Below are 13,671 nucleotides of genomic sequence, written 5' to 3'. Positions count from 1 at the left end.
CTAATCGGAAAGGTCTGTGCATCAGCGTGGCCAGATTGCAGGAGATCCCAGCGGAATTCGCGGACGACGACACGATCTATGAGTCCTTCGGCGAATACTGCGCAGAGATCGGTGTCGAGCCGTACCCGGCTCAGGACGAGGCGTTCCTCACGATCCTCGCCGGCGACAATACGATCATGGCGACCCCGACCGGTTCGGGGAAGTCACTCGTCGCCCTCTTCGCCCTCTACCAGTCCTTCACCCGCGGGATCCGGTCGTACTACACGGCCCCGCTCAAGGCCCTGGTGAGCGAGAAGTTCTTCTCCCTCATCGACGCCTTCGGAGCCGAGAACGTCGGCATGATCACCGGTGACTCCACCGTCAACCCGGACGCTCCCGTCATCTGCGCCACGGCGGAGATCCTGGCCAATCAGGCGCTGCGCGAAGGCGGAATGCTCGACGCGGGAATGGTCGTCATGGACGAATTCCACTATGTCGCCGACCCCTCGCGCGGATGGGCCTGGCAGGTGCCCCTCCTCGAGATGCCGCAGACCCAGTTCGTCCTCATGTCCGCCACCCTGGGCGACACCGCCGATATCCGGCGAACCATGACGGAGACGACCGGACGGGACTCCTCCGTGGTCACCTCGGCGACCAGACCCGTCCCGCTCGAGTACGAATATTCGACAGAGACGCTCTCGGACACGCTGCGCGGGCTCGTCCGCAACGACAAGGCCCCGGTCTACGTCGTCTCATACTCCCAGAACGGCGCCATCGACCTCGCCACCAATCTGCTCTCGGTCGACCTCGCATCGAAGGAGCAGAAGGCGGCGATCGCCGCCGCCATCAAGGGCTTCACCTTCGGCAAGGGATTCGGGACCAGCCTGCGCAAACTGCTGCTGCACGGCGTCGGCGTCCACCACGCGGGGATGCTGCCGAAGTACCGCCGACTCATCGAACAGCTCGCGCTGAAGGGTCTGCTGCTCGTCATCTCCGGCACGGACACCCTCGGTGTGGGCATCAACGTGCCCATCCGCTCCGTGCTGCTGACCGGACTGACGAAGTTCGACGGGCGGAAGATGCGCAGGCTCAGCGTCCGCGAATTCCAACAGCTCGCCGGGCGTGCCGGTCGCGCCGGATTCGACACCCGCGGCTACGTCATCGCCCAAGCCCCCGAACACGTCATCGACAACCTCAAGGCCGAAGCGAAGGCCGCGAACGATGAGAAGAAGAAAAAGAAGAAGATCAAGAAGAAGTCCGCCCCCGTCGGCTTCGTCGGCTGGTCCGAAGAGACCTTCACGAAACTCATCGAGGGCGAATCCGAGACCCTGCGGCCGCGGATGAAGATCGACCATTCGACGATCCTCAACCTCGTCGCCCGCCCCGGCTCCGACGTCTCGACCATCAGCGACTTCATCGACAAGACGCATGAGAGCAGCGACCGCCGACTCGACCTCAAACTCACCGCGATCAGCATCGGACGCTCCCTCATCGACGCCGGTCTCATCGAGGTCCGCGGCAGCGAGCTCGTCGCCACCCAGGACCTCGGACCGCAGTTCGCGCTCAACCAGCCCCTGGCGCCCTTCGTTCTCGCCGCACTCGACCTTCTCGACGAGGACGACGACACCTACGCCCTCGACGTGGTATCCATCGTCGAGGCGACCACCTCGGTGCCGTTCCAGATACTGAAGGGCCAACTCGACCGGATCAAGGGAGAGACCCTGGCCGAGCTCAAGGCCGAAGGCGTCGAATACGCCGAACGCATGGCGATCCTCGACGAGATCGAAAGCCCCGCACCCCTGGCCGAGTTGCTCGACCCGGCCTTCGACCATTTCGTCGAGACTCATCCCTGGCTCCACCGGGGCGGCTTCGAACCCAAATCCGTCGTCCGCGACATGATCGAGCAGGCTATGGGCTTCACCCAGTTCGTCGGCTACTACAGTCTCGCCCGGGCCGAGGGCAGCCTGCTGCGCTACCTCACCGACGTCTACCGCGCACTGCTCCACAACGTTCCCGCGGAGAACCGGACCGAGGAACTCGAGACCATCATCGAATGGTGTGGTGAGACCATCGCGCGGACTGATTCGTCGCTGCTCGACGAATGGCGCACCCTGCAGGGTCTCGACCCCACTCAAGCTACCGACGATCTGCCGGCCCTCGACCGCCGCTTCTCCGAGAACACGAAGGTCTTCACCGCGGAGATCCGCAATGCTCTGTTCCACCGAGTCCTGCTGGCCGAACGTGCGAACTACACGGAGCTCGGCCGTCTCGACGCCGAATCCGGGTTCGACTCACGGGCCTGGGAGGACGCGATCGAGGACTTCTACGACGAATACGGGGAGCTCATCGTCGACCAGAAGGCCCGCGGACGGGAATATATCGACATCACACCCGGTTCAGACACATGGAGCGTCCGACAGATCCTCGCCGACCCCGACGACAACAGGGACTGGGCCATCGACGCCGAGGTGGACGTGGCCGCCAGCGACGAATCCGGAGACATCGTGCTCCGCATCCTCTCCGTCGGAGAGATCGGCGGATGAGTCTTCGAACCGTTGCGAATACAGCAATGTCAGTGCCGAGTAATACAGTGGTCAGGTGATGAAAACCAATAACGGTGAGCAAGTGACAGGCGTTTCCCATCTCGACACCCTGTGGGTCAAGGGAGCCCGAGCGCACAATCTCAAGAACGTCGAGATCGCGCTGCCGCGCGACTCGATGGTCGTGTTCACCGGCTTGTCCGGTTCCGGCAAATCGTCGCTCGCCTTCGACACGATCTTCGCCGAGGGGCAGCGACGCTACGTCGAATCCCTGTCCTCCTATGCCCGGATGTTCCTCGGACAGATGGACAAACCCGACGTCGACTTCATCGAAGGGCTGTCCCCGGCGGTGTCGATCGACCAGAAGTCGACGTCGCGCAATCCGCGTTCGACCGTCGGCACGATCACCGAGGTCTATGACTTCCTGCGCCTGCTGTGGGCACGGATCGGCACCCCGCACTGCCCCGTCTGCGGTGAGGTCATCACGAAGCAGACACCGCAGCAGATCGTCGACCAGCTGCTCGAACTCGAGGAACGCACGAAGTTCCTCGTCCTCGCTCCCGTCATCCGCTCCCGCAAGGGCGAATTCGTCGACCTCTTCACCGACCTGCAGTCCAAGGGCTTCTCCCGGGCCATCGTCGACGGTGAGCAGATCAGCCTGAGCGAACCGCCGACCCTGGAGAAACAGTACAAGCACACGATCTCCGTGGTCGTCGACCGCCTCGTCGCCAAATCGGGAATGCGCCCGCGCCTGACCGACTCCGTCGAAACCGCGCTGGGGTTGGCCGATGGACGCATCGACGTCGAACTCGTCGACGCAGGCACGACGCGCACATTCTCCGAGCATATGTCCTGCCCGAACGAGCACCCCCTGACGATCGACGAGATCGAACCCCGCTCGTTCTCCTTCAACTCGCCCTTCGGCGCCTGCCCCACCTGCGACGGCATCGGCACCCGCCTGCAGGTCGACGAAGCTCTCGTCGTCCCCGACGAGGACCTCAGCCTCGGCTCCGGGGCCATCGCCCCCTGGTCGGGCGGCAAACAGGTCGCGAAGTACTTCAACCGTCTGCTCAAGGGCCTCGGCGACGAACTCGGCTTCGATATGAAGACGCCGTGGAAGAAGCTGCCGAAGACTGCGAAGACTGCGATACTCACGGGCAAGGACTACAAGGTCCACGTGAAGTACAAGAACCGCTTCGGCCGCGAACGCACATACTCGACGGGCTTCGAGGGCGTCTACCAATACATTCAGCGCAAGCACGAGGAAACCGAATCCGAGTGGTCGCGGGAACGCTACGAGTCCTATATGCGGGAGATCCCGTGCGCCAGCTGCGACGGTACGCGCCTCAAACCGGAGATCCTCGCCGTCAGGGTCGGCGGCAGATCCATCGCCGAGGTCTCCGAACTCGCCCTCGACGAAGCGGCCTCCTTCCTCGGTTCCCTCGAACTGAGCTCCCGGGACGCCGCGGTGGCGGCGCAGGTGATGAAGGAGATCAACGCCCGCCTCGGCTTCCTCCTCGACGTCGGCCTCGACTACCTCAGCCTCAACCGGGCCGCCGGTACGCTCTCCGGCGGTGAGGCCCAGCGCATCCGCCTGGCCACACAGATCGGCTCCGGCCTCGTCGGCGTCCTCTACGTCCTCGACGAGCCCTCGATCGGTCTGCACCAGCGTGACAACCGCCGACTCATCGAAACGCTCAACAAGCTCAAGGATCTCGGCAACACCCTCATCGTCGTCGAACACGATGAGGACACCATCGAATCCGCCGACTGGATCGTCGACATCGGGCCCGGTGCCGGCGAGCACGGGGGAGAGGTCGTCTACTCCGGTCCTGTCACCGGCCTGAAGGATGCCGACGGATCGATCACCGGCGACTATCTCTCCGGTCGACGAGCGATCCAGATCCCGCCGACCCGCCGTCCCGTCGACAAGGACCGGATGGTCACCGTCGAGAAGGCCGTGGAGAACAACCTGCGCGACGTCACGGTGTCCTTCCCCCTCGGCGTACTCACCGCCGTCACCGGCGTCTCCGGGTCGGGCAAGTCGACCCTGGTCAACGAGATCCTCTACACGCAGATGGCGAATGTCCTCAACGGCGCCTCCCGGGTGCCGGGACGGCACAAGCGCGTGACCGGTTTGGACAACCTCGACAAGGTCGTCCACGTCGACCAGTCGCCGATCGGGCGGACCCCGCGGTCGAACCCCGCGACCTACACCGGCGTCTTCGACCATGTGCGCCGACTGTTCGCCGAAACCGAATCGGCGAAGGTCCGCGGCTATCTGCCCGGACGGTTCTCGTTCAACGTCAAGGGCGGACGCTGTGAGAACTGCAGCGGCGACGGCACGATCAAGATCGAGATGAACTTCCTGCCCGACGTCTACGTCCCCTGCGAGGTCTGCCAGGGCGCCCGGTACAACCGCGAGACGCTGGAAGTCACGTTCAAGGGCAAGAACATCGCCGAAGTCCTCGATATGCCCATCGAAGAGGCCAACGACTTCTTCGCCGCGATTCCGGCGATCTCGCGACACCTCAAGACGCTCGTCGAAGTGGGGCTCGGCTATGTCCGACTCGGGCAGCCGGCCACGACTCTCTCCGGCGGTGAGGCCCAGCGTGTCAAACTCGCCGCGGAACTGCAGAAGCGCTCCCGCGGCCGCACCGTCTACGTGCTCGACGAACCGACGACCGGACTGCACTTCGAGGACATCTCGAAGCTGCTCATGGTCCTCCAGGGACTCGTCGACAAGGGCAATACGGTCATCGTCATCGAACACAACCTCGACGTCATCGGCAACGCCGATCACATCATCGACCTCGGACCGGAGGGCGGTCGCGGTGGTGGGCAGATCATCGCCCAGGGCACCCCCGAAGAGGTCGCCGAGGTGGCCGAATCCCATACCGGACGGTTCCTCAAACCGATTCTCAAGTCCTGATCCGAATGCCTGAGCCATCCACCTACCGTCCGGCCACCGGGTCGATCCCCACCTCGGCCGGGGTCTACAAGTTCCGGGACCCCGATCGGCGGGTGATCTACGTCGGGAAGGCGAAGAACCTCCGCAACCGACTCAACTCGTACTTCGCCAATCCCGCCGCGCTGCATCCGCGCACCTCGACGATGGTTCACACCGCGAACTCGGTCGAATGGACCGTCGTCGACACCGAGGTCGAAGCGCTCCAGCTCGAATGGACGTGGATCAACGAGTTCAATCCGCGGTTCAACGTCATGTTCCGCGACGACAAGTCCTATCCGTATCTGGCGATCACGATGAACGACGAGGTGCCTCGTGCCTTCATCACTCGCGGAAAGCGACGCAAGGGCGTGAAGTACTTCGGTCCGTTCGCCCAGGTGTGGGCGATCAAGGACACGCTCGATCTGCTGCTCAGGGCCTTCCCCATGCGGACCTGCACAGCAGGCGTCTACCGCCGGGCCGAACGCAGCGGCAGACCCTGTCTGCTCGGATACATCGACAAATGCGCAGCCCCCTGCGTCGGCCAGATCAGCAAGGGCGATCACAAGGATCTCGCCCGCAGCATCTCAGATTTCATGTCCGGCAACACCGGCCGATTCATCAGCCACCGGCAGAAGGAGATGGCCAGCGCCGCGGCAGAACTCGACTATGAGCGCGCGGCCCGTCTGCGCGACGAGATCTCCGCGCTGCAGAAGGTCCTCGACAAATCGGCTGTGGTCCTGTCCGTGAGCGCCGACTGCGATATCTTCGCCCTCGTCACCGAGGAGCTCGAAGCCTCCGTCCAGGTCTTCCATGTGCGCCAGGGTCGCATCCGCGGTCAGCGCGGCTGGATCATCGAACGCTCCGATGACCACACTCCCGCCGAGCTGACCACCGACTACCTGCGTCAGGCCTACTCCGGCCTCGACGCCGATGCCATCCCGAAGGAGATCCTCGTCGACACTCTGCCGGCGGATCTCGATTCGCTGGAGGCGTGGCTGAGCCAGCAGCGTGGTTCCCGAGTGACCGTGCGGGTGCCCGAACGCGGTGAGAAGAAGGCGGCCTTGGAGACGGTGGGGAAGAACGCGAAGGAAGCGCTCGTCCAGCACAAGCTCAAGCGCTCCTCCGACCTGACGACACGCAGCCAGGCGCTCAAGGAGATCCAGGAGCACCTCGACCTGGCGGAAGCACCGCTGCGCATCGAATGCATCGACATCTCCCACACCCAGGGGTCGAACGTCGTCGCCTCCCTCGTCGTGTTCGAGGACGGCATGGCGAAGAAGCGTGACTACCGACACTTCGCCATCCACGGGGACGCGGCGGCCGACGATACGGCATCGATGTACGACGTCGTCTCACGTCGCTTCAGCCGCTACCTCGAGCAGATGACCTCCGAGGAACCCGACGAGCGCTTCGGCTACCGGCCCAGCCTCCTCGTCGTCGACGGTGCGGGCCCGCAGGTCGCTGCCGCCACGCGAGCACTGACCGATCTCGGCATCGTCGACATCTCGGTCGTCGGTCTGGCCAAACGACTCGAAGAGATCTGGGTTCCCGACGATCCGTTCCCCGTCATCCTCCCACGCAACTCCGAAGGTCTCTTCCTCATGCAGCGCCTGCGTGATGAGGCCCATCGCTTCGCCATCACCTATCACCGGTCCAAACGTGCAAAGGCGATGACGAGCTCGGTGCTCGACGAGATCCCGGGGCTCGGGGAATCGAAGCGCACCGCTCTGCTGCGTCATTTCGGATCCGTGAAGAAGGTCCGCGCCGCCACCGCCGAAGAGATCTGCGAGGTCAAGGGGATCGGTCCCGCTCTCGCCGCGAAGATCGTCGGGGCTCTGACCGACTGAGCTCTGCGATTCTGCCCTAGAGTAGTGCCGAGGGACACTGATCCCGCCGACCGAACGGGCATGAGCAGAGGAGGACGCGTGAGCGTGCAGGCCGAATCGAACGGATCCGACCACCCCATCGAGGTGGTGCTCGTCACCGGCATGTCCGGAGCCGGCCGCACGACCGTGGCCAATGTGCTCGAAGACATGGACTGGTACGTCGTCGACAACCTGCCCCCGCAGATGATGCGTCCGCTCGTCGAGCTCGTCGCTCGAGCCGATGGCGCCCTGCCGAAGATCGCGATCGTCATCGATGCCAAGGGCCGGACGAAGTACACCGAGCTGCAGGAGACGATCAGCGATTTCGTCGATCAGGGGCTGTCCCTGCGCATCGTCTTCCTCGACGCCTCCGACGAAGTCCTCGTCCGACGGTTCGAATCGACGAGGCGACCCCATCCTCTGCAGGGGGAGGGGACCCTGCTCGACGGCATCGAAGCCGAACGTGCCGAGCTCGAGTCCCTCAGACACCGCGCCGATATCATCGTCGACACCTCCGAGCTCAACGTGCACCAGCTGTCTGCCGAGGTGCGCAAGCGCTTCAGCGACGATGACACCCCACCGCTGCGCCTGACGGTGATGAGCTTCGGATTCAAATACGGACTGCCGAAGGACGCCGACCACGTCGCCGACGTCCGCTTCCTGCCCAACCCGTACTGGATTCCCCATCTGCGCGGACACAACGGGCTCGACTCCGATGTCGCCGACTACGTTCTCGAGCAGAACGGCGCCGAGGAATTCATCGAACGCTATGCCGCAACTCTGTCCACGGTCGCCGAAGGGTATCTGCACGAGGGACGCGGATACGCGATGATCGGGATCGGCTGCACCGGCGGCAAACACCGCTCCGTGGCGATCAGCGAACGCGTCGGACGACTGCTCTCGGCTCGGACCGGGATTCCGGTCACCGTACGTCACCGTGATCTGGGAAAAGAATGACATGGAGACCGAAGATCTGCCCGTCATCTCCACGGGCGCACAGAAGGACGGTCCCAATATCGTCTCCTTCGGCGGCGGCCACGGTCTCTATGCGGCGCTGAGGGCGTTCCGCCTGCTCACCGAAGACCTCACTGCGGTCGTCACCGTCGCCGACGACGGCGGCTCATCCGGACGTCTGCGCGACGAACTCGGCGGACTGCCTCCCGGTGATCTGCGGATGGCGCTGGCCGCACTCTGCGATGACGGAACCTGGGGTCAGACGTGGCGTGACGTCATCCAGCACCGCTTCGAATCGGCGGGGGAGCTGGACGGTCACGCAGTGGGCAATCTGCTCATCGCCGCCCTGTGGCAGATCCACGGCGACCATGTGGCCGGCCTGGATTGGATGGCCCGTCTGCTGCGCGCTCACGGCCGTGTGCTGCCGATGTCCTCGGTGCCGCTGACGATCGAAGCCGATGTGAAGTTCCCCGGCTCCTTCCAGGTCGTGCGCGGCCAATCCGTGCTCGCCTCCACAATCGGCCACGTCGAGACCGTACGCCTCGACCCGGCGGCCCCACCGGCCCGCTACGAGACAGTCGACGCGGTGGAGGAAGCCGATGTCCTCAACCTCGGCCCCGGCTCGTGGTACACCTCGGTGATGCCTCACCTGCTCGTGCCCTCCCTCGCGGAGGCGATCGTGGCCTCGAACGCGGTGAAATCCCTCACGCTCAACCTCAGCTCCACCGACGGTGAGACGAAGGATCTGAGCCTCGGCGAACACCTCGTCTCCCTCCACCGACATGCCCGCTCACTGACCTTGGACTATGTCCTCGTCGACGAGGCGGCCACCGAACTCGAACCCGATCTGCCGGACCGGGCCGAAGACATGTTCGGGGCGAAGCTCTGGGAACGTCCCTTGCGCTCACGGAGGCAGGGACAGCATGACAGCCTCAAACTCGCGGCATGCTACCGTGACATGTTGTTGGACGCCGGGATCGGCGTCGCCGAGCAGTGGTAGAACTTCAGGTGCAGGAGGACGAGCTATGGCACTGACCGCTCAGGTCAAGGACGAGTTGGCGCGTGTGACGATCACACGCACCTCCGCCCGCAAGGCCGAAGTGTCCTCGATCTTCCGCTTCTCGTCGGCTCTGCACCTCGTCAACGGCTCGATCGTCCTGGAGGCCGAACTCGACACCGCTCAGGCCGCCAAGCGACTGCGCGCGGAGATCAAGGACCTCTACGGTCAGCATGCCGACATCGTCGTCATCAATGCCGCCGGGATCCGCCGCTCCAACCGCTATCTGCTGCGTGTCACCCGTGACGGGGGAGCGCTGGCCCGCCAGACCGGACTCGTCGACAACCGCGGCAGGCCTGTGCGCGGACTGCCCTCGGCCATCGTCAACGGGTCCGTGGCCGATGCCGAGGCCGCCTGGCGCGGAGCCTTCCTCGCCCACGGCTCCCTGACCGAACCGGGGCGCTCCTCGGCACTCGAGGTCACGTGCCCGGGCCCCGAGGCGGCTCTTGCCCTCGTCGGTGCCGCTCGTCGCCTCGGCCTGAGTGCGAAGGCCCGTGAAGTCCGCGGAGTCGATCGCGTCGTCATCCGCGACGGCGACGATATCGCCGCACTGCTCACCCGCATGGGCTCCCACAGCGCCGTGCTGGTCTGGGAGGAAAGGCGGATGCGCCGGGAGGTCCGCGCGACCGCGAACCGTCTGGCGAACTTCGACGATGCGAACCTGCGCCGCTCCGCACGTGCCGCTGTGGCCGCCGGAGCTCGGGTCGAACGCGCACTGGAGATCCTCGGCGACGAGGTCCCCGAACACCTCCGCTATGCCGGTCAGCTGCGAGTGACTCACAAACAGGCGTCTCTCGAGGAGCTCGGCCAGCTCGCCGACCCGCCGATGACGAAGGACGCGGTCGCCGGCCGGATCCGCAGGCTGCTGTCGACTGCGGACAAGCATGCGGAAGAACTGGGAATTCCCGGTACCGAAGCCAGTCTGACCCCGGAAATGCTCGAGGATCGCTAAGATCGAGGCATGAGACGAATCGCCATCAACGGCTTCGGCCGCATCGGTCGTGCCCTGTTCCGTCTGTCCCTCGAACCCGATGCCGATTTCGAGGTCGTGGCCATCAACGATCTCACCGATACGACGACCCTGGCCCATCTGCTCTCCCACGATTCCGTCTGGCCGCGGTTCAACCATGACGTCGACGCCGCCGACGAGGCGATCATCGTCGACGGACGCGAGATCGCCGTGACCAGCCAAGCCGACCCGGCCGCCATCGACTGGAGCTCGCACAAGGTCGAACTCGTCGTCGAATCCACCGGACGCTTCACGCGTCAGGACCAGGCCGAGGCCCACCTCGGCGGCACCGTGCAGACGGTCGTGCTCTCCGCCCCCGGAAAGGATGTCGACGCCACCCTCGTCATGGGCGTGAACGAAGACGTCTTCGACCCGACCGCGCACTCCGTGGTCTCGAACGCCTCGTGCACGACGAACTGCATGGCCACCGTCGTCAAAGCACTCGACGACGCCCTCGGCGTCGAATCCGGTCTGCTCAACACCGTCCACGCCTACACCGGCGACCAGATGCTCGTCGACGGACCCCACCGGGATCTGCGTCGGGCGCGCGCCGCCGCCGTCAACATCGTGCCCACCACGACCGGCGCCGCTCGCACCGTCGGCCGCGTGATGCCCCACCTCGAGGGCAAGCTCGACGGACTGGCCGTGCGCGTGCCCGTGCCCGCCGGTTCGATCATCGATTTCACCTTCACCACGTCCACGGGCGCCGACCGGGACGAGGTCAACGCAATCCTCGCCTCCGCGGCGGACGGATCACCGTATCTCGACTTCTCCACCGACGAACTCGTCTCCACCGACATCGTCGGCACCACCGCCTCGGCGATCGTCGATTCCAAGCTCACGATAGTTCTGGGAGACCAGATCAAGGTCGTGGCCTGGTACGACAACGAGTGGGGCTACACGAACCGACTCAAAGACATGGTCAGCTACATTCTCAGCGAAAGGGACTCATGAGGACATTCGACGATGCGGGCATCTTCGCCGGCCACACGGTGCTCGTCCGCAGCGATCTCAATGTGCCGATGGACGACGGCACCATCACCGATCGGGGGCGCATCCTGGCTTCGGCCGGAACCATCAGGTCCCTCGCCGAGGCGGGAGCCAAGGTCATCGTGATGTCGCATCTGGGCCGGCCCAAGGGAGAACCGGATCCGCAGTTCTCCTTGGCCCCGATCGTCCCCGAGCTCGCCGACGCCATCGGCCGTCCGGTCGCCTTCGCCGCCGACACCGTCGGTGAGGATGCGCAGACGAAGGCCGCGGCCCTGTCCGACGGCGAGGTGCTGCTGTTGGAGAACCTCCGCTTCAACCCGGGCGAGACGGCGAAAGACGATGCGCAGCGCCAGGAGTTCGCGTCCCGCTTGGCCGGACTGGCCGACGACTTCGTCTCCGACGGTTTCGGCGTCGTCCATCGCAAGCAGGCCTCGGTCTACGACATCGCCGGCCTCCTCCCGCACTATGCCGGTTCGCTGGTGCGTGCGGAAGTCGAAGTCAGCGACCGGCTGCTCAATGATCCCGCCTCACCGTTCACCGTCGTCCTCGGCGGGTCGAAGGTCTCGGACAAACTCGGCGTCATCGACAACCTCATCGACCGTGCCGACAATCTGCTCATCGGCGGGGGAATGGTCTTCACCTTCCTCGCCGCGCTCGGCCACGACATCGGTTCGAGCCTGGTCGAGAAAGACCGCATCGACGACGTCGTGGGCTACCTCGAACGCTCCCGGTCCGGCGGGGCCCGCATCGTCCTGCCCACGGACATCGTCATGGCCGCCTCCTTCGCCGCCGATGCCGAACACTGGGTCCGGCCCGTCGCCGAACTCGAAGACACTCCTGCAGGAGGCGACGGCCTCGGCCTCGACATCGGCCCCGAATCGGCCCGCACCTACGCCGAGATCATTGCGGGCTCGACCACCGTGTTCTGGAACGGGCCGATGGGCGTCTTCGAATTCCCGGCCTTCGCTGCCGGCACCAAAGCCGTCGCCCAGGCACTGACCGATGACGGCAGCGGTCAGGGACAGCGGCTGACCGTGGTCGGCGGCGGTGACTCCGCGGCCGCCGTGCGCAGCCTCGGCTTCGCTGACGACGCTTTCGGCCATATCTCCACCGGCGGTGGTGCCAGCCTCGAATACCTCGAAGGCAAGACCCTGCCCGGACTCGACGCACTCGGATGAGGAAGACAGACACCATGAACGACCGCACCCTGCTGCTGGCAGGCAACTGGAAGATGAACCACGACCACTTGGAGGCGATCTCCGCTGTCCAGAAGCTTGCCTGGGCACTCGAGGACGCCAAACTCGACGACAGTCATTGTGAAGTCGTCGTCGTCCCGCCATTCACCGATATCCGTTCGGTGCAGACCCTCGTCCAAGGCGACAAACTGTGGCTGAAATACGGTGCCCAGGACGTCTCCCAGCACGCTCCCGGAGCGCATACGGGAGAGATCGCCGCTTCGTTCCTCTCCCGACTCGGCTGCAGCTACGTGGTCATCGGCCACAGCGAACGCCGCGCGGACAACCACGAGACCAATGAGGTCGTGGCCACGAAGATCAAGGCCGCACTCTCGGCCGAACTCACGCCGATCCTCTGCGTGGGGGAGTCCCTCGAACAGCGGCAGGAGAAGAGCCACGTCGAGTTCACGCTCGGGCAGATGGATGAATCCCTGGCCGGATTCGACGCCGCCGATCTCTCCGGCCTCGTCATCGCCTACGAGCCCGTGTGGGCGATCGGCACCGGAGAGACCGCCACGGCCGCCGATGCCGCCGAAATGGCGTCGGCCATCCGAGTGCGCCTCGGTGAGAAGTACGGCGACGCTCTGGCCCAGACCACCCGCATCCTCTACGGCGGATCCGTCAAGGCCGACAATGTGGCAGAGATCGTCGCGTCCGCAGACGTCGACGGCGCGTTGGTGGGCGGTGCGAGCCTGAGCGGCCCGGACTTCGCCGCTTTGTGCAAGGCCGCGGTCGCGAAGTAGACTGACAGACGCATCATTCGACGAAACACTCGACGAAACATAGGTTGAATCCGACGTGGAAATCCTCAACATCATTCTCATCGCGCTGCTTGTGCTCACGAGCGTCTTCCTCACCCTGCTGATCCTCATGCACAAGGGCAAGGGCGGTGGCATGTCCGACATGTTCGGCGGCGGAATGTCCTCGTCGCTGGGGTCCTCGGGTGTCGCCGAGCGCAACCTCAACCGGTTCACCACGCTCATGGCGATCATCTGGGCGGCCTGCATCATCCTGCTGGGAGTCCTCACCCGCTTCAACGCCTGAGCAGGCGAATGAGAAGGACCCCGACCATTCCGGTCGGGGTCCTTCTCA

Annotated in this window: 10 protein-coding genes; all 10 read left to right on the top strand. The window is 64.9% G+C overall.

Features of this window, described 5'->3' with window-relative positions:
* Positions 1-26: 26 nt before the first annotated feature.
* The 10 genes from CXR29_RS09350 to secG are packed head-to-tail and all read left to right on the top strand — an operon-like array spanning position 27 to position 13,623.
* Positions 27-2,522, top strand: coding sequence for a DEAD/DEAH box helicase (locus tag CXR29_RS09350; protein ID WP_127364389.1), 2,496 nt, complete (start codon positions 27-29; stop codon positions 2,520-2,522).
* Positions 2,523-2,580: 58 nt separating this feature from the next.
* The gene (gene uvrA, locus CXR29_RS09345; RefSeq protein ID WP_127365304.1) at positions 2,581-5,451 is read left to right on the top strand and encodes an excinuclease ABC subunit UvrA; all 2,871 of its coding nucleotides are present in this window, start codon (positions 2,581-2,583) and stop codon (positions 5,449-5,451) included.
* Between the two features lie 5 nt (positions 5,452-5,456).
* Entirely contained in the window at positions 5,457-7,316 is a 1,860-nt protein-coding gene (gene uvrC / locus CXR29_RS09340; protein ID WP_101553510.1) for an excinuclease ABC subunit UvrC, read from the top strand.
* Positions 7,317-7,376: 60 nt separating this feature from the next.
* Positions 7,377-8,291, top strand: a complete 915-nt coding sequence (gene rapZ / locus CXR29_RS09335; protein ID WP_206516202.1) for an RNase adapter RapZ — start codon at positions 7,377-7,379, stop codon at positions 8,289-8,291.
* A gap of 1 nt (position 8,292) precedes the next feature.
* Positions 8,293-9,288: a gluconeogenesis factor YvcK family protein gene (locus CXR29_RS09330; protein ID WP_101553511.1), complete on the top strand. Its 996-nt coding sequence runs from the start codon at positions 8,293-8,295 to the stop codon at positions 9,286-9,288.
* Between the two features lie 25 nt (positions 9,289-9,313).
* On the top strand, positions 9,314-10,297 hold the full coding sequence (gene whiA, locus CXR29_RS09325) for a DNA-binding protein WhiA (protein ID WP_025777783.1): 984 nt from the start codon (positions 9,314-9,316) through the stop codon (positions 10,295-10,297).
* A gap of 9 nt (positions 10,298-10,306) precedes the next feature.
* The gene (gap, locus tag CXR29_RS09320; protein WP_101553512.1) at positions 10,307-11,308 is read left to right on the top strand and encodes a type I glyceraldehyde-3-phosphate dehydrogenase; all 1,002 of its coding nucleotides are present in this window, start codon (positions 10,307-10,309) and stop codon (positions 11,306-11,308) included.
* Positions 11,305-12,522 carry a phosphoglycerate kinase gene (locus CXR29_RS09315; RefSeq protein ID WP_101593455.1) on the top strand — a complete coding sequence of 406 codons (1,218 nt, stop codon included), beginning with the start codon at positions 11,305-11,307 and terminating at the stop codon, positions 12,520-12,522. The genes gap and CXR29_RS09315 overlap by 4 nt, the downstream gene beginning before the upstream one ends.
* A 14-nt stretch (positions 12,523-12,536) precedes the next feature.
* The gene (gene tpiA / locus CXR29_RS09310; protein ID WP_101593457.1) at positions 12,537-13,322 is read left to right on the top strand and encodes a triose-phosphate isomerase; all 786 of its coding nucleotides are present in this window, start codon (positions 12,537-12,539) and stop codon (positions 13,320-13,322) included.
* A gap of 55 nt (positions 13,323-13,377) precedes the next feature.
* A complete protein-coding gene (secG, locus tag CXR29_RS09305) occupies positions 13,378-13,623 on the top strand; it encodes a preprotein translocase subunit SecG (RefSeq protein ID WP_025777779.1) in 246 nt (81 codons plus the stop codon).
* The last annotated feature ends 48 nt before the right edge of the window (positions 13,624-13,671 follow it).

The sequence above is a fragment of the Brevibacterium linens genome (genome assembly GCF_003999335.1).
Classification (GTDB): domain Bacteria; phylum Actinomycetota; class Actinomycetes; order Actinomycetales; family Brevibacteriaceae; genus Brevibacterium; species Brevibacterium linens.
Note: the sequence above shows the minus strand (reverse complement) of the source record. Positions and strands in the feature narration are given on the sequence as shown.